General features: G+C 62.7%; 12 protein-coding genes. 6 read left to right on the top strand and 6 right to left on the bottom strand.

Annotated elements, in window-relative coordinates:
- Nucleotides 1-2 precede the first annotated feature (2 nt).
- Genes AB9K34_RS07710 through AB9K34_RS07700 form a run of 3 tightly spaced genes read left to right on the top strand, consistent with a single transcriptional unit; the run spans nucleotide 3 to nucleotide 3,234 of the window.
- Entirely contained in the window at nucleotides 3-1,724 is a 1,722-nt protein-coding gene (locus AB9K34_RS07710; protein ID WP_369953840.1) for an ABC transporter ATP-binding protein/permease, read from the top strand.
- Nucleotides 1,721-2,422: a hypothetical protein gene (locus AB9K34_RS07705; protein WP_369953839.1), complete on the top strand. Its 702-nt coding sequence runs from the start codon at nucleotides 1,721-1,723 to the stop codon at nucleotides 2,420-2,422. The genes AB9K34_RS07710 and AB9K34_RS07705 overlap by 4 nt, the downstream gene beginning before the upstream one ends.
- Complete coding sequence (locus AB9K34_RS07700) at nucleotides 2,419-3,234, top strand: ChaN family lipoprotein (RefSeq protein ID WP_369953838.1); 816 nt, start codon at nucleotides 2,419-2,421, stop codon at nucleotides 3,232-3,234. The genes AB9K34_RS07705 and AB9K34_RS07700 overlap by 4 nt, the downstream gene beginning before the upstream one ends.
- A 109-nt stretch (nucleotides 3,235-3,343) precedes the next feature.
- Here the strand turns inward: AB9K34_RS07700 and AB9K34_RS07695 are convergent, their stop codons facing one another.
- The 6 genes from AB9K34_RS07695 to AB9K34_RS07670 all read right to left on the bottom strand — a co-directional run bounded on the left by AB9K34_RS07695 (nucleotide 3,344) and on the right by AB9K34_RS07670 (nucleotide 13,330).
- Nucleotides 3,344-6,799 (bottom strand): indolepyruvate ferredoxin oxidoreductase family protein, encoded by a 3,456-nt coding sequence (locus AB9K34_RS07695; protein WP_369953837.1) that lies wholly within the window; start codon nucleotides 6,797-6,799, stop codon nucleotides 3,344-3,346.
- 64 nt (nucleotides 6,800-6,863) lie between these two features.
- Complete coding sequence (locus AB9K34_RS07690) at nucleotides 6,864-8,468, bottom strand: GMC family oxidoreductase (protein WP_369953836.1); 1,605 nt, start codon at nucleotides 8,466-8,468, stop codon at nucleotides 6,864-6,866.
- Between the two features lie 45 nt (nucleotides 8,469-8,513).
- On the bottom strand, nucleotides 8,514-9,914 hold the full coding sequence (locus tag AB9K34_RS07685; protein WP_369953835.1) for an FAD-binding oxidoreductase: 1,401 nt from the start codon (nucleotides 9,912-9,914) through the stop codon (nucleotides 8,514-8,516).
- A gap of 161 nt (nucleotides 9,915-10,075) precedes the next feature.
- On the bottom strand, nucleotides 10,076-11,116 hold the full coding sequence (locus AB9K34_RS07680) for a helix-turn-helix domain-containing protein (protein WP_369953834.1): 1,041 nt from the start codon (nucleotides 11,114-11,116) through the stop codon (nucleotides 10,076-10,078).
- Nucleotides 11,117-11,276: 160 nt separating this feature from the next.
- Nucleotides 11,277-12,206 carry a LysR family transcriptional regulator gene (locus tag AB9K34_RS07675; protein WP_369953833.1) on the bottom strand — a complete coding sequence of 310 codons (930 nt, stop codon included), beginning with the start codon at nucleotides 12,204-12,206 and terminating at the stop codon, nucleotides 11,277-11,279.
- The gene (locus tag AB9K34_RS07670) at nucleotides 12,203-13,330 is read right to left on the bottom strand and encodes a zinc-dependent alcohol dehydrogenase family protein (protein ID WP_369953832.1); all 1,128 of its coding nucleotides are present in this window, start codon (nucleotides 13,328-13,330) and stop codon (nucleotides 12,203-12,205) included. Before AB9K34_RS07670 ends, AB9K34_RS07675 begins: the two co-directional genes overlap by 4 nt.
- A gap of 246 nt (nucleotides 13,331-13,576) precedes the next feature.
- On the opposite strand from AB9K34_RS07670, the gene AB9K34_RS07665 reads away from it, so the two are divergent.
- From AB9K34_RS07665 to AB9K34_RS07655, 3 genes are all read left to right on the top strand, one after another.
- A complete protein-coding gene (locus AB9K34_RS07665) occupies nucleotides 13,577-14,527 on the top strand; it encodes a cyclase family protein (protein ID WP_369953831.1) in 951 nt (316 codons plus the stop codon).
- Nucleotides 14,528-14,561: 34 nt separating this feature from the next.
- A complete protein-coding gene (locus tag AB9K34_RS07660; RefSeq protein WP_369953830.1) occupies nucleotides 14,562-15,851 on the top strand; it encodes an ABC transporter substrate-binding protein in 1,290 nt (429 codons plus the stop codon).
- Nucleotides 15,852-16,008: 157 nt separating this feature from the next.
- On the top strand, nucleotides 16,009-16,914 hold the full coding sequence (locus AB9K34_RS07655; protein ID WP_369953829.1) for a branched-chain amino acid ABC transporter permease: 906 nt from the start codon (nucleotides 16,009-16,011) through the stop codon (nucleotides 16,912-16,914).
- Nucleotides 16,915-16,916 lie beyond the last annotated feature (2 nt).

Below are 16,916 nucleotides of genomic sequence, written 5' to 3'. Positions count from 1 at the left end.
CGGTGCGACGGTTTCTCGGGGCAATAGTCCGGCTGTTCGGACGGGCGGCGTTCGGCCCGCGCAGCTGGAAGGGGTTTGCGCTCTATGCCATCGTGCTCGGGCTCGAGTTCCTCGCCGTCTGGATTTCTGTGCGCATGATTTCCTGGACCAAGGCGTTTTACGACGCGCTGGAACAATTCGATGTATCAGCCGCTATTGCGCAATTGTGGATCTTTGCCGGGCTGGTCGGGGTCTGGGCGGGCACAGCCCTGTTCGGACAGTGGTTTCGCGACAAGTTGCTGTTGTTCTGGCGCGAACGTCTGACCGATACCGCCGTGCGAACCTGGCTGCACAACGCGGCCTACTGGCGGTTGCGACCGGGTCAATCCCCGGCGGCGGTGGATAATCCCGATCAGCGTATCGCCGAGGATTGCCGGAATTTCATCCGCCTCCTGCTGGTGATCTCGGTCGATGTGATCACCAATATCGTGGCGCTCGGTTCCTATGTCACGATCCTGTGGAACCTTTCGGATTTCGCGTTGGAATTTGCGATCTTCGGCAACGACTTTTCCATTCCCCGATACATGGTCTGGCTTGCCTTCATCTATGTCGCCGGATCGACCCTGATCACACATCTGCTGGGCAAGCCGCTCAAGGGGCTGGTGTTCAGACAGGAACGCCGCGAAGCCGATTTTCGGCATGCTCTGGTGCAAATTCGGGACAACGCGACCGAGATTGCCCAGGCCCAAGGAGAGGAGGCCGAGCGGCGGCGTCTTGCCGATCTCTTTGCTGCGATCAGGGGCAACTGGAACCGCCTGATCGGACGGGAATTTGTATTGGGGCTTTTCGTCAAACCCTATTATCGCTCGATCCTGCGCATCCCGCTGTTCTTTGCGTTGCCCGCGTATTTTGCACGCGCGGTGACATTCGGTGGCCTGATGCAACTGGCCTCGGCCTTTTCATCGGTCGCGACGACGCTGAGCTGGTTCATCTTCAACTACAGGGAAATGGCCGAGATTGCCGCCGTGGCGCAGCGTCTTGATGATCTGTTTGTCAATGCCGCCGATCCCGCGCCGATGCCCGGCGTGCCCTGTGCCATTCGACGGGAACACGCACCCGCCAGCGGATTGGACATTCGCGGATTGCGATTGTTTACACCCGACGGCAGACAGCTTGCGCCCGTGCCAGACATCGTGATCAAGTCCGGAGACCGGGTCTGGATCTCCGGTCCGTCCGGGGCGGGCAAGACGACGCTTCTGTCGGCCCTGTCGGGATTGTGGCGATATGGAGAGGGATCGATCGTGAGCCCGGGTCCCGGAATGACCATGCTTCCGCAGGTGTCGCGGGTCTTCGGCGAAAGCCTGACGGCGGCGGCCTGCTACCCAGCCGATCCCGCGGATATTCCCGAAACCCGTTTGCGCGCCGCCCTGACCCAGGTTGGATTGGCGCACCGGCTCGAAGGGCTGAACAAGCCCGGAGCCGAAACCGTCGAAGGCCTGTCGATGGGCGAAAGGCAGCGGTTGGCGATAGCGCGATTGCTGATCCACAAACCTGCATCGGTCGTGTTGGACGAAGCGACCAGCGCGCTTGATCTGCCGGCTGAACGGGCATTGATGACCCTGATCCGGCAGGAATTGCCGGATGCGACGATACTCTGCGTCGCGCATCGTCCACCTGACGCACTGGCACCCTATCGCAGATGGGCGATTGGCCCGCAGGACCGAATGGAAAGGAAAACCGCATGACGCAGACAGAAAGCGGACGCTGGCATCTGAATGGTGTGACGCCGGAAGAACTTCTCCTGAGGCTGCCCGGGATGGGCAGGCTGATGGTGATCTTTCGGGAAAACGGGGTCACGCACGAACGGATCGGGCTGGTCGAAACCGCTGCGGTGCACGATGGTAAAGTGACGCTGGGCGGAGACTGTCACGATGCGAAGATCGAACCGGCCGCCTTGTCAGGCGTGGTGTTTGATACGGGTTCGGAAATGCAGGGCAGGGTATATCCGCGCATCGAATTTATCGCAGACGGCGATGCGCCTGTCGTGGCTGTCGTAGGCATGGACGGTCCGGATCCGTTTGTGAGCGCAGTTGGCGGTGCCGGTCGCAGCACGGCATCGCCGCGCGGATCGCTCCGGCCGTCGGATATGTCGGAACAGTCAGAGCCGGAGACGGATCCGGGCCATATTTTCCTGAACGGGTTGCAGGGTGCGGAGGTCGAGATCACCGCGCGCAGGTCCGGGTTCAGTCAGGCATGGCAAGGGCGCGTCGAAGCGGTCAAACCGTCAATGGGATTCAGCAATATCATGACGTCCGATTTCCATCTTCATCTGAAAGCCGGCTCCGTATCCGACTGGCAGGAGGAGGACGGCGAAACCTTTGCCCTTGACGAAAAGGGCAGGCGCACCGGCCTCGCGATCCGCCGCGTCGGAGTTTCACGATGAAGGCCGGAACATGGGTCTCGCCCGCAGATGGGGCTGTTGTGTCCCATGCCGAGGTGATCAGGCAAGCCAGCCATTCGCGGGTCGTACTGCTGGGAGAGCAGCATGACCGCGCGGACAATCATCGCTGGCAGATGCATGTCGCGGCGGGGTTGCTCGCGCATCGGGCGGACATGGTCATGGGCTTTGAAATGTTCCCCGCCCGTCTGACGCCGGTCCTGATGGAGTGGAGCCGGGGAGATCTGTCCGAGTCCGAGTTTCTTCAACGCAGCGAATGGAACGAGGTGTGGCGCTTTGACCCGGAACTCTACATGCCGCTTTTCCGGTTCTGCCGGGATCACGCGATCCCGATGATCGGGCTGAATTGCCGCAGGGATCTGGTGAGCGAGGTCGGCAAGGACGGCTGGGATGCGATACCGGAACGCTTGCGCGAGGGGCTGACACCGGCGCGGCCAGCGACCCCTGCCTATCGGCGATATCTGTTCGACATTACCGGTGGCCTGCGTCCGGGCAGGGCGGCCCAATCCGCCGAGGATCCTGCCTTTGACCGGTTCGTGCGGGCGCAGCAGACATGGGACAGGGCTTTTGCCTGCCGGATTGCGGACGTCGCCCGGCAGCCAGAGGCGCCCCTTGTTGTTGGAATCATCGGTCGTGGCCACCTGGAGTTCGGGCATGGCACGCCTTTCCAGCTGACCGATCTGGGCATCAGCGAAATCACGACCTTGCTGCCGCAGGATCGTGCCGCCCCGATCGTCCCGAATGTCGCAGAGGCGGTATGCTACATGGCCGGTGAAAGCGTTTCGCCGCCGGCCTGAGACACCTGACGCCGCCTGAATTCGCGCGGTCCCCTCGGCCGGTCCATGAGACCGCACAACCCGGTTGAACAGCGTGTCCGGGTTGCCAGATCGTGGAAACCAAGGCGGTTCAGGCGGCGTTTTCCTTTCTGGTCTGAATGTCGGACCGCAGTGCCGCGCGCTGTTTTTGCACCTTCGCGGCATGGCGGGCGCGGACATGGCCATATCCGCGAATGTGCTCGGGCAGGTCCAGCAGCCTGGTGATCGCGTCCGCATGCGTCTCCGACCAGTTGGCCAGTGCGAAATCGATATCTGCCTGATAGTCGGCCAGAAGCGCGCGGGCGAGCTTTGCCTCGTCATTGTTGCGGAAGGGATCGAACAGGGTGCCGCGCAGGAAGCGCAGGCGATTCATCACGCCGAAGAAGCGCAGAGCCGTCCTGCCCTTGACAGCACCCTTGGTCATCTTGCCGGTCTTTTCGTCCCGGCCGCCATAGGGCCAGGCGCCGAAATAGAAGGTCAGGTCCATGTCGCCCTGGAATGTATCTTCCAGCCCCTGGCGGAAACTCGGCTTGCCGTAGAGGCGCGCGACCTCCCATTCATCCTTTACCGCCATCAATTTGTAGAGCCCGCGCGCGGCGGCCGTCACGGCGTCCTCCGGCAGACCCCTGGCCTGCAATTGCGCGATCCGGTCCTTGTAGGAGGCGGCAAAGGCGGCATCCTTGTAGGCGGTCAGCAGCCCGGCGCGATGCGCGATCACCTCATCGGTCGTCCGGGCACGGTGGGCATCCAGTTCGACCGGCGCGTTATCTCCGGCCAGCGTGCGCGCGGCCTGCGGATCGGCGATGGCGATGCGGCCAAGGTCAAAGGCCTGCCGGTTTCTGGTCACGGCCACCCCGTTGAGTTCGATTGCGCGCTGGATCGCTTCCTGCGACAGCGGTATCCCGCCCTGTTGCCAGGCGGCCCCCATCAGCACCATGTTGGCAAAGACACGGTCGCCCATCACCTTTTCCGCCAGGCCCTGCGCATCAAAGGCGACGGCGGCGTCGCCCAGAACGCGGGTCAGGCGTTCGGCCTGCTCGTCTCCGTTCAGCCGCCAGTCGGGATTGGCTGAAAATTCGGCGGTTGGTACCACGGTCGTATCGGTCACCGCCACGGATTTGCCCGGCGTCAGTTTTGACAGGGCTTCATCCCCCGCCGCCACCACCAGGTCGCATCCGATCAGCGCGTCCGCCTCGCCGCTGGCAATCCGCGTGGCCCGCATGTCGTCGGGGCTGAGCGCGATCTTGATATGGCTGTGGACCGCGCCGTATTTCTGCGCCAGCCCCGTGATGTCGAGATTGGACGAGAAATAGCCGTCGGCATGGGCGGCCACGGCCAGCGTCTGGCCGACGGTCACGACACCCGCACCGCCAATCCCGGACACCAGGATGGACCATGAGCCGTCGATCTGACGTTTTGGCGGTTCCGGCAGATGGCTGGCATCGATGGCCACCTCGGCTGTTGCGGCCTTGCGGGGCGTTGCACCGGTGACCGTCACGAACGAGGGGCAGAAACCTTCGACACAGGAAAAATCCTTGTTGCAGGACGATTGATTGATCTTCCGTTTGCGGCCCAGTTCGGTTTCCAGCGGTTCGATGGCCATGCAGGCCGAGACGGTCGAGCAATCACCGCAGCCTTCGCAGACCTCGGGGTTGATATAGACGCGCTTGTCGGGATCGACCCATTTGCCGCGTTTGCGCAACCGGCGGCGCTCGGTGGCGCAGGGCTGATCGTATATGATGACGCTGACGCCGCTATGTGATGTCATCCCTTTCTGCACCATCTCCATCTCGGTGCGCGGATGCAGGGTAACGCCGGTGCCAAGGGCCTTGCCCTCGTATTTCTCGGGTTCATCGGAAACCAGCGCGATCCGTTCCACCCCTTCGGCGCGCAATTGCTCGATCATCTGGGTCGGGCTGATCTCGCCATCATGCGGCTGCCCGCCGGTCATTGACACAAAGCCATTGTGCAACAGCTTGTAGGTCATCGTCGCCTTGGCCGCGATCGCGGCCCGGATTGCCATCAGGCCGGAATGGAAATAGGTTCCGTCCCCCATATTGGCAAACACGTGCTTTTCGTCGGTAAACGGAAACTGGCCCAGCCACAGGACCCCTTCGCCGCCCATGTGGCTGACCGAGTTCGTCTTCATCGGATCGCGCAGCATCGCCATCGTGTGACAGCCGATCCCGGCCAGCGCACGGGACCCCTCGATGACCTGGGTCGATCGGCCATGCGGGCACCCGGCGCAGAACGAGGGCGGGCGGATTGCGCCGCGCCCGGGCTTGAGCGGTGTCTCGGGCCGGTTCGACAACCGCACGCCGCAGGCGGGGTCGATCTCGTTGGCGACGCGCACCAGCACGCCGGTGACCATGTTCGGGTCGATCTCGCCAAAGTTCGGAAAGGCGCAGTCTTCGGCCTCGGGCGCATAGGCCTGCCCGTGAAAGGTCTTGCCGACGATGCGCGGCGCCGTGTCCGATCCATACAGGATGCTGCGGATCTGATCTTCGAGCAGAGCGCGCTTTTCCTCGACCACGACAATCGCGTCCAGCCCCTGTGCGAATGTGCGGATGGCGTCGGCGTCAAGTGGCCAGACCATGCCGACCTTGAGACGCCGGACGGGCATACTGCCAAGTTTGCCATCCTGATATCCCAGCCCCGCCAGCGCCTGGGTCAGATCCTGCCAAGCCTTGCCCGCCGCGACGATACCGATGCGCGCGTCGGTCGCGCCGTCCTGCTGGTTGAGACCGTTGGCGCGGGCATAGGTCAGCACTTTCTTCAGTTTGATATCCCACAACAAGCGCTCCTGTTCGAGGATCGGCATGAAGGGTTTGATTGTCGTGTCCGGACCGTCGTCGTCCGGTACGGTGATGGCCGGGCTGTCCGGGCCGACATGGACCGAGCCGCCGCCCTCGACCACATCGGTCACGAGTTTCATGCCGACAAGCGTTGAGCTGTAGCGACTCATGGCGATGCCGTGCAAACCCATGTCGAGCACATCCTGCGCATTCGCAGGGGCCAGCAGCGGCATTCCGAGCGATGCGAAATTCAGGTCGGAATAACACGCCAGAGTCGAGGATTTCGCGCCGTGATCGTCGCCCACCAGCAGCAGCGACCCCCCCTTGGGGTTGGTCCCGGCGAGGTTTGCGTGGCGGATCGGATCCATCGAGCGGTCAAGTCCCGGCGCCTTGCCGTACCAGATCGAGAACACGCCATCGACCCGCGCCCCCGGAAACAGCCCGACCTGTTGCGATCCCCAGGCGGCGGTCGCGGCAAGGTCTTCGTTCAGACCGGGCTGAAAATAGATATTGTGCTCTTTCAGCGTGGCCTCTGCCTGCCAGAGGTTCATGTCGTAGGTGCCCACCGGGCTGCCGCGGTAGCCGGAAATATAGCCACCGGTGTTCAGCCCCGCCGCTGCGTCCCGCTTGCGTTGCTGGATCGGCAACCGGACCAGAGCCTGCATGCCGGTCATGTAGACCCAGCCTTCGTCCTGGCTCAACCGGTCCTCAAGCGTCATTTCAAGTCGTTTCGGCGGTGAATGGTGGGTCATTTTGCCTTCCTTTTCTAACAGCTCGACGCGGGACGGTGTCAGGGCAACCGTCCCGGTGGGGTCGTCATCCGGCCATGATGAAATCCGCGCATTTCTCGCCGATCATCAGGGTCGGTGCCGTGGTGTTGCCGCCGGTCAGGCGCGGCATCACCGAAGCGTCCGAGATGCGCAGCCCTTCGACCCCGTTGACCTTGAGCGAGCGGGCATCGACCACGGCATCTTCATCCGTGCCCATACGGCAGGTGCCGACCGGGTGATAATTGGTGTCCGCACGCGAACGAATGACCTCTTCCCAGTCGGCATCCGTCTTGCATTGCGAGGTGAACAGATCCTCTTCGATGACCGGGGCCATCTGGCGCGAGTTGATGATGATGTTATGAACCCGCTTGCTCCCCTCGACCATCCGCTGCACGTCATCTTCGGTATCCAGAAAGTTCGGGTCGATCAGCAGCGAGTCCTTGTGATCGTTCGACTTGAGCTTGACCGTCCCGCGCGAACTCGGACGCAGATCGAGGATGTGACAGGACATGCCGTGGCGGGGTTCCAGCTTGCGGGCATGGTCGATGGCAAGACCGACAACGAATTCATACTGGATCTCGGGGCGGGGGCTGTCGGGCGACAGGCGCATGAAGCCGTTCACCTCGGCAAAGTTGGATGTGAACATTCCCCGCCGCTCTTTCTGATAGCGGCGCCAGTTCCTGTACAGGCTCCAGAGACCCTGGGGCGACATGCCCATCAGGTTCACGCGGTCCTTGATATGATAGGCCAGAATGAAATCCATATGGTCCTGAAGGTCATATCCGACCATCGGCAGGTCATGCACCGTTTCGATGCCATGCTGTTTCAGGTCCGAGGCCCGGCCGATGCCGGACATCATCAGGATCTGCGGCGTACCAAAGGCGCCCGCCGACAGGATGATCTCGCGGTTCACGCGGATCACCCGTTTTGCGCCCTTGTGTTCGACTTCGAGGCCGACGGCCTTCCTGCCTTCAAACACCACCCGGACGGCCTGGGTTTCCAGCAGCACGTTCAGGTTCGGGCGCTTGTCCATCACCGGCACGATAAAGGCATGGGCGGATGAACAGCGCCGGCCTTCCTTCTGCATCACCTGCGCGATGGAATAGCCTTCCTGATGCGCCCCGTTCGGATCCGGGTTGGCCTTGAGTTGCGCCTCATCGAGCATCTGGCTCAGCTTGCCATGCCACGGGTTGTCGGTGCGGATGCGTTCGACATTCAACTCGCCACCCTGACCGTGAAACTCATCGGTGACGGCGGTGTTGTTCTCGGACTTCTTGAAATAGGGAAGAACATCGTCATATCCCCAGCCCGGGCATCCCAGGTCACGCCATTCGTCATAATCACCGCGATGCCCGCGCATGTAGACCAGCGCGTTGATCGCGGTCGATCCGCCAAGCCCGCGCCCGCGCGGCTGATAGCCGACACGCCCCTTCAGACCCTTTTGCGGTACGGTTTCGTACGCGTAGTTGTGCTTGTTCTTTTTCGGCACATTCGCGATCAGCAGCATCGGAACGTCGATCGTCGCCCCGGTGTTCGCGCCGCCGGTCTCGATCACGGCAACCGTGGTCTTGCCGTCGGCGCTCAGCCGGTTGGCCACCGGCGCGCCGCCGGGTCCGCTGCCAACGACGATATAGTCGTAAACTTCAGTCATGGTCGTCCTCCCTGATGCGGCGTCTCCCGTCGCCGCCCGATGATTTCACTGGTCTTGCGGGGATCGGGGCTCTGCGTCGGGCAGCAGCCTCCCCTGTTGCAGGATGCCCCGCGGATCAAAAAGCGTCCGCACCTCGCGCATCAGGGCGATGGCCTCGGGCGAGCGGCTGTAGCCGAGATAGTCCCGCTTCTCGCTGCCCAGTCCGTGTTCTGCCGAAATCGACCCTCCAAGCTTGCCGACCTCGCCATAGATCAGGTGATTGAGCGCTTCCTTGTCGGCGGCATCGGCGGCCCCCAGCGTCACGACGAGATGCAGGTTGTTGTCGCCCATATGTCCGAAGGCGGTCATGCGCATATCCGGCCAGCGTTGCGCAACACCCGCCTCGACGGCGGCGACAAACTGCTCCATCTTGCCGAGCGGTATCGAAACGTCATAGCCTATGGGCGGCATGTAGGCGGCGATGAGGGCGGCAATATTGTTGCGCAGGCTCCACATCCCGTCGCGTTCGGCATTCGAGCGGGCCAGCACCAGATCGTCGACCAGGCCGGCCTCGACGACGGGTTCGAGCGCTTCGATGAACATGTCATCGGTCATGGCGCGCCCGCCTTCAGCTTCGAAAATCACATAGTAGGCGCTGCCCCTTTCGACGGGGAGCGCACCGCCGGCGGCCGACGCCACCGCATCGAAAAAGCCCGGCCACATGATTTCAAAGGCGGTAAGATCATTGCCGAGCGCCTCTTCCACCGCGGATTTCAGCTTCAGCACGGCGTCGAACTGTGACAGTGCGGCAAAGCCCGTTTGACGGCTTGGCAGATGCGGGCGCAGCCGCAACACCGCGCGGGTGACGACGCCCAGCGTTCCTTCGGCCCCGATGAACAACTGCTTGAGGTCATAACCGGTGTTGTTCTTGACCATGCTGTTCATCAGGTCGATCACGCGGCCATCCGGCAGAACGACCTCAAGTCCCAGAACCTGTTCGCGCATCATGCCAAAGCGCAGCGCCTTTTCACCACCCGCATTGCAGGCGATCAGACCGCCGATCGTCGCCGACCCGCGCGAGCCCAGATCGAGGGGAAAGCTCAGCCCCGCTTCGGCGACCCTGTCCTGCACGTCCTGAAGGATCGCGCCCGCGCCCATGGTGGCGACACGGTTGCCGGCATCGATGTCGATCCCGCGCATCGCCTCGAGAGACAGCAGCCACTCGTCCTCTGCCAGAGCCAGCCCGCCGGCGAGCCCGGTTGCGCCGCCCATCACCGTCAGCCGTTGTCCGGCGGCATGGCAGAGGCGCAAGACCGCCGAAACCTCTTGCGTGCTGCGCGGCCGGATCAGCCATGTCGCAGGGGCCTGACGACCGATGGGATCCAGGGCGCGGCCAAGAACGTCATCGGGTGAAACAAGACGATCCCGCCCGATTTCAGCGGCAATCGCATCGACCAGTCCGGTCATGGCACCGCCCTCCGGGAGTCTTCCGCCAGAAGATCGTGTCCGCTCTCATGGACCGGACCCTCCTGCAATGGGATTCGCATTTCCGACATCCTTCTCTCCCTTCCTTTCCTTTTCCAAGGGATTGGCGCGGCGCATCAGGGTCAGTTTTATTCAAAATGGGGTCATTTTCGGCCATTCGGCCAATTATCACCCCCTCCTGCGCGCAAATCCTCCCGATACTCCTGTGGTGTCACCCCGTGAAGGGCGCGAAACGCCCGCCTGAAATTGGCCACATCGCTATATCCGACGGCCAGCGCGACATCCGCGATTGTCATGCGGGTTTCGCCCAGATAACGGCGCGCGATATCGCTCTGCACCGATTGCTTCAACAAGCGGAAAGACAGGCTTTCTTCGGACAGGCGGCGGCGCAGGCTGCGCTCTCCCATCCCGAGACGACGCGCCACAAAGGCCGTGGTCAGCGGCTTTTCGATATTCGCGATCATGACCGCCTGCACCTCGGCCGAAAATTTCGAGGCATTTCGCACGCTCGCAAGCGCATCGCCACAGAGCTTCCTGGCCAGTGCCGCGCCGACCGTGCTCTTGTGGCGCAGCGGAGCGTCCATGGCCCAGGGCTTGAGGACAATTGCATCTCTCAGGGCGCCGGGGATGACGTGCAGTCCCTTGTCGCGCAGCAGATCCTGCGACAGCTTGTCCGCCCTTGCCGACAGCTGGATGGCGGATGTGAAATCGTCCCGACCGATGGCATCGGAAATCAGCGACAGGAACATGCCGACGTTGAAATCCAGCAGTCGCGGATAGATGTCGTGATCCTCGGTGGTGCCGGGCAGGGGGTAAAAGACAAGCCCGCTGTCACCCTCGGCATCCTGCACCTCCAGCCCGATCAGCGGCGACGACAGCGGCCGGTAGCGCATGGTGAACCGCAAGGCCAGCCGCAGGTCCGGCTGGCTCATCACCGCGAGTCCGAAAATGCCGAAATCGGTAAAGCGAAACCTCTGTCCGGCCCGAAACACCGTATCGGCGTTGGCCACATGGGCGACGATCACGCGAAAGATCGCGAGGATCTCATCGAGCGCAAAAAGCCGGTCCACATTCCTGAACTCGTCCGGCCCGATACCGAAGGGCGATAGAAGCTGGCGCAGCGTACCATCCGAGAGGCCCGCTTCATCGACCAGCGCCAGGAGTTTCGCCGAGGTGTGTTTCATGACCCCAGTCTACATCGCGTCCCGCCGCAAACAAAGCTGCGCCGAGCGCTACTTCAGGGAAATCGGCGCGATGTAGGGTGCTTACCGGCGGTGCGATGCCCTTGCGCATCACGCGGGCGTATGGCCGTGGCGTGCAAGGTTCTTTGGGCAAGAAGCGCTTTCAGACCAGCGTGGCTTCCCAAATGCCGCGCTGTACCAATTCGCGCGCCACGTCCAGAGTCAGCTGTTCGACCGCGCGACAGGCACGGGTCATCACCCGTGCCGGATTCGACACGATGTAGACCGGGCGTGTCAGCGTCGGCGCGACGATCGGAGCGCGCAACAGCTCTCCGCGCTCGACGAAGTCCTGAGCCGCGACGGGCGCGAAGATCGTGTAGCCCGATCCGCGCGCCACCAGTTCCTTGATCTGGGTCATCGCATCCATCTCGATCACGACGTTCAGCTTGATGCCGTGGCTGCTGCAATAGCGTTCGATGGTGTTTCGCAGCCCGTTCGATGTCAGGATCATGTCCAGTGGCTGAAGTTCCGCCAGCGGGACGGGCGTGCCCGGCGGGGTGTCCAGAGGCCAGGCGTCGGGCGCGGAAAAGAAGAACAGCTGCTCTTGCATCACCTGCGTCTTGCGCAGATGTCCCGCATCGGTGAGATCATAGAGAAAACCTATGTCGACCGTGCCGTCCTCGATCCAGGTCTTGAGATAACCGCTCATGGACTCGACCGCGCGCAGGCGGACCTCGGGCAGTTCAAGCCGCACGGTTTCCGCCAGCGGGACCGACATGACCATGGAGCAGGACGGGGGCATGCCAAAGGCAACACGTCCCCTGATTGTTCCCCCCAGCTCGCGCATGTCCGCGACACAGCGATCGAGGCTGTCGCAGATCCGGCGGGCGTGTTCCACAAGTTCATGCCCCTCCTGCGTCAGCAACGTGCCACGGGGGGACCGATCCATGAGCTTGACGCCAAGTTCCTCTTCCATGCGCTGCACGTGCTGGGACAGCGAGGGTTGCGCCACGCCGATGGTATGTGCCGCCGCAGAGATCGACGGCGCGTCGGCAATGGCAAGAAAGTAACGCAGCTGCCGGATGTCGATCATCTGTCGAACTCGATCACCTGACGGATCGCGGTGCCCTGGTCGAGCTGGTCCATCGCGCGATTGATATCGGCCAGTTTCACGCGATGGGTCAGCATCTTTTCGACCGGCAGTTTGCCCTGCGCATGAAGCGAGAACATGCGGGGCAGGTCGCGCTGCGGCACGCAGGAGCCGATGTAGCTGCCCTTCAACGTGCGTTCCTCGGCAACAAGCTGCAGCGCGTTCAGTGACATGCGTTCATCCGGATGCGGCAGGCCGGCGGTGACGGTCAGACCACCACGGCAGGTGCAGCTCCAGGCGGTCTCGAGTGCGCGGCTCGACCCGGCCAGTTCGATCGCCACGTCGACGCCCCCGCCGGTGGCCTCCCGGATGGTTTCGATGGTATCGGCATCGGCCTTGATCGCACGTGTCGCACCCATGTCCAGCGCGGTCTGCATCTTTGTTTCGAACGTGTCGATGGCGATGATCTCTCCTGCTCCGGCCGCCGCGGCACCGAGGACGGCCGAAAGACCGACACCGCCCAGCCCGAAGACCGCGACCCTGGACCCGGGCATGACCCGCGCCGTGTTGAATACCGCTCCGGCTCCGGTCAGCATTGCGCAGGAAAAGAGAGCGGAAATATGCGGAGGAAGGTCGATATCGACTTTCACCAGGGACTGACGCGCGACCACCGCATGGCTGGCAAAGGCAGAGACACCGACGTGATGGTTCACAGGGCTGCCATCCATCGCCAGCCGCCGATGCCCAGTCATCAGTTCGCCGATGCCGTGATGCGCGGCGGCGCGCGTGCAAAGTGCCGGGCGACCTTCGGCACAGGGCAGGCAATTGCCGCATCCCGGTGCGAAAATGCACACCACGTGATCACCCGGCGACAGGTCATCGACACCCTGTCCGACCTCCTGCACAAAGCCCGAGGCCTCGTGCCCCAGGACCATGGGCAGCGGTCGGGGCCGTGTGCCGTTGATCACCGAAAGGTCGGAATGACAGACGCCTGCGGCCGCGATCCGGATCAGCACCTCGCCCGGTCCCGGCCCGGCCAGATCGACCTCGCGTACCTCCAGCGCATTGGCGGCTTCGAAATCACGCTCTATCCCTGTGCGCGTCAGCACGGCAGCTTCAATCTTCATGGTGGCATCCTCCCGCTGGCCAATTCGATTCCTCTTCCGGCTAAACTAGGACGCCGGGCGCGATGTGAAACGCAATTTAGCCCGGGACATAGGTTAACGCTATGACCGGAATTGCATCACGGTATTGGCGGCTGATCGCGGTCTGACCTTAGGCTCCTGCACATCTCTAAGCTCTAGGAGGAAGCGATGAGGGTTCAACGGAACATTGGTAGTTGCAATTGCGCCGCCGTCGGAACGACCGCGCGATTGACCGGACTTGCAGCCGTCGCGCTTGCGGCTTCGATCGGAGCGGCAGCAGCACAGGAGACCGCTCCTCCGGAATGGGCAGATCATAGATGGGGAGCCGAGGACGAGCTGGGCGCGGCCAACCACATGACTGCAGAGCGGGTCAAGCTGGCGGCCGAACTGGTCACTGACGGCAAGGTATACAGCCTCGGCATGATCGTCGGCTCGGACACGCCGGCCTTTCCGCCCCGCAGCCTGTCGGTGACCGTCCTGCAACCGGGTCAGAACGGCAACTCGGGTCTGGGCGAAAACAAGTTCACCTACAACGACGACATATTCATGGGCTGGCTGGGCATCGGTCCGCAGATCGACGGGCTGGGTCACGCGGGTGTCGATCACGTCTATTACGGTGGGCGCACCTATGCCGATTTCGCGCCGGCGTCCGGGCTGAGCCAATTGGGTCTTGAAAAGCTGCCGGGTCTGGTCGGGCGCGGTGTCATGCTCGACATGGCCGAATACTTTGGCACCGACATGGTCGAGGAAGGCACGGCCTATACCGCAGAAGACATCAAGGCGGCTGCCGAGGCCCAGTCGGTCGAGTTGCGCGAGGGCGATGTGGTCCTGTTCAATTCCAACTGGATGGACCTGCTGGAAGGTGACAATGCCGACCCGGAACGGTTCGGCGCGGCAGAACCCGGGCTGGGCGTAAGCGGCGCGGAATACCTGGCAGAGATCGGTGTCATGGCCGTCGGCGCGGACACCTGGGGCATGGAAGTCGTGCCCGCCGAGGTCGAGGGAGAGGCCTTTCGCGCACATCAGATCCTGCAACCCGAGAATGGTATCTACATTCTGGAAAACATGGATACGCGCGCCCTTGCAGCGGATGACGTTCACGAATTCATGTTCGTTCTGGGCCAAGCCCGCGTGAAGGGGGCCGTGCAGATGATCATCAACCCCATCGCGATCCGCTGACCGATCTGCACTGAAATCCGGGAGGAAATCCAAGATGAAGAACCTGTTGACGATGACCATGCTTTGCGCCGGGCTGCCGTTTGCGGCTCTCGCCGCTGACAAGCCCGAGACGCTCAAGATCGGCATGACCACCTTTTTGACCGGCCCCGCTTCGGTGTTCGGTGTTCCGGCACGCGATGCAATGAATATCCTGGTCGAGAACATCAATTCAGAAGGCGGCGTCAACGGCGTGCCGATCGAGGTGACCTATATCGACGAGGGGGCCGGCGCCGAAGCCCTGACGTCGGAATACCGCCGGGTCGCCCAGAGCGGTGGCGCCGAGGTCATGCTGGCCTCGATCTCTTCGGGCAACTGCCAGACGCTGGCGCCGCTGGCCGAGGATCTGAAGGTTCCGAACCTGATGTGGGACTGCGGCACGCAGCGCATCTTCGAGGAAAACAGCTATGACTACGTCTTCCGCACGCAAGGGAATGCCACCTCGGAAATGCTGGCGGCGGTGACCTACCTGCTCAAGACCAAGCCTGACTTCAAGACCATTGCCGTGGTCAATCAAGATTACGCCTGGGGCCGTGACAGTTGGGATATCTTCTACACTGCGCTGCAGGTCATGAAGCCGGATGTCGAAGTCGTGGGCGAGTTCTTCCCGAAATTCGGCGCGCCTGACTTCTCAACCGAGATTTCGCGCCTGCAGGCCTTGCGGCCTGACGTTATCCTCTCCACATCCTGGGGTGCGGATCTCGATACCTTCGTGCAGCAGGCGTTCCAACGCGGCCTGATGAACACGTCGACCTTCGTTCTGCCGCTGGCCGAAAGCTCGCTTGAACGGCTGGGCAGCAGCCTGCCTGCCGGGCACATCATCGGCGCCCGCGGGGATCATTATTTCCTGCACCCCGAGCGTCGCGATGACGCGGATTTCAAGAGCTTCATGGAGCAATACAAGCAAGCCACCGGCGATATCCCGGTCTATCCGGTCTTCCACGCCAGTCAGGCGATTGCCGCGCTGACGGCCGCCTATGACAAGGCCATTGCCGAGAATGGCGTCGACTGGCCAAGCAAGGACCAGCTTCTGGCGGCCTTCGAAGGGCTGGAGTTCCAGGGCCTCGGTCGCTCTCTGCACTTGCGCGAGGACAATCAGGGTGTCGAGTCGCAACTCATGGGGACTTCCGTCCAAAATGGCGACTACCCGTTCGCGACCCTCGAGAACATCATGATCTTTGACGGCGAAGACCTTCTGCCGCCGCTGGGTGAGGTCTCTCTGGACTGGATCAAGGGGCTCGATGCGGGCTTCGCCGACAGCCTGACAGTCTCGACATATGAAAAGTGATACCGTCGCGGGTTGTCCACGGATGGCATCATCAGATGCAATGTGAGGACAACCCGCAGGAAATGGCGCTTGGGCAGGGCCGGAGGCATGTCGTGGCGAGGCATCCTGCGCGCCTTTCACCGGGCGGCTTGACGGTCCACCAACGAGAGGCGGTTTCATGAACCTGACGATCTTCCTGCTCGCTCTGTTCGACGGGATCTCCTATGCGGCGCTGGTGTTCATCGTGGCGCTCGGTCTGACCCTGATTTTCGGCGTCATGCGCATCCTGAATGTCGCCCACGGGTCGCTTTACGCGATCGGCGCCTATGTCACGGTGTCCCTGAGCGGCTATTTCCTGGCGCTCGGTTTCGCGCCGGTGTTCGCTTTTCCGCTGATGATTGTCTCGGCCGCCCTCGTGGGGGTGGCCCTCGGGGGGCCGATCGAGTGGCTGTTGTTGCGGCGGATCTATGACAAGCCAGAAGTCCTGCAGCTTCTCGTCACCTTCGCCGTCTTCATGATCCTTGAGGACGTGCAGCGGCTGGTCTGGGGTTCGCAGCCCTATTTCGAGGCCCGCGTCCTGCAGGCCCTGGGAAATGTGACCGTCTTCGGCGTGACATATACGGTCTACCAGTTGATCCTGCTGCCGGTGGTCGCCACCGGCCTGCTGCTCGGGCTGCGCTTCTTTCTGCGCCGGACGGTGATCGGCAAGCTGATCCTGGCCACCACGGAAGACCGCGAGGCGGCGCAATCCATCGGGATAGATGCCGACCGCGTATTCCTGTTTACCTTCATGGTTGGCGCGGTGCTCGCCGGTCTTGGCGGCGCGCTTGCGTCGCCGACCACGTCGATCCTGCCCGGTATGGGCGCCGACATGATCGTGCTGTCGTTCGCCGTGGTCGCCACTGCGGGTCTGGGGCAGATCGGCGGGGCCGCGGTCGCCGCTCTGATGATTGGCCTTGGCCGGTCTTTCGCGGTCTATGTCTGGCCCGAGGTCGCCGTTCTCGTGCCATATCTCATCATGGTGCTGGTCCTGCTCGTGCGCCCCGAGGGACTCTTCGGCAGCCCTGTCGCCCGCAAGATCTGAGG

Source organism: Sedimentitalea sp. XS_ASV28, from assembly GCF_041224545.1.
GTDB lineage: Bacteria > Pseudomonadota > Alphaproteobacteria > Rhodobacterales > Rhodobacteraceae > Sedimentitalea.
This window is presented reverse-complemented; position numbering and strand designations above follow the sequence as displayed.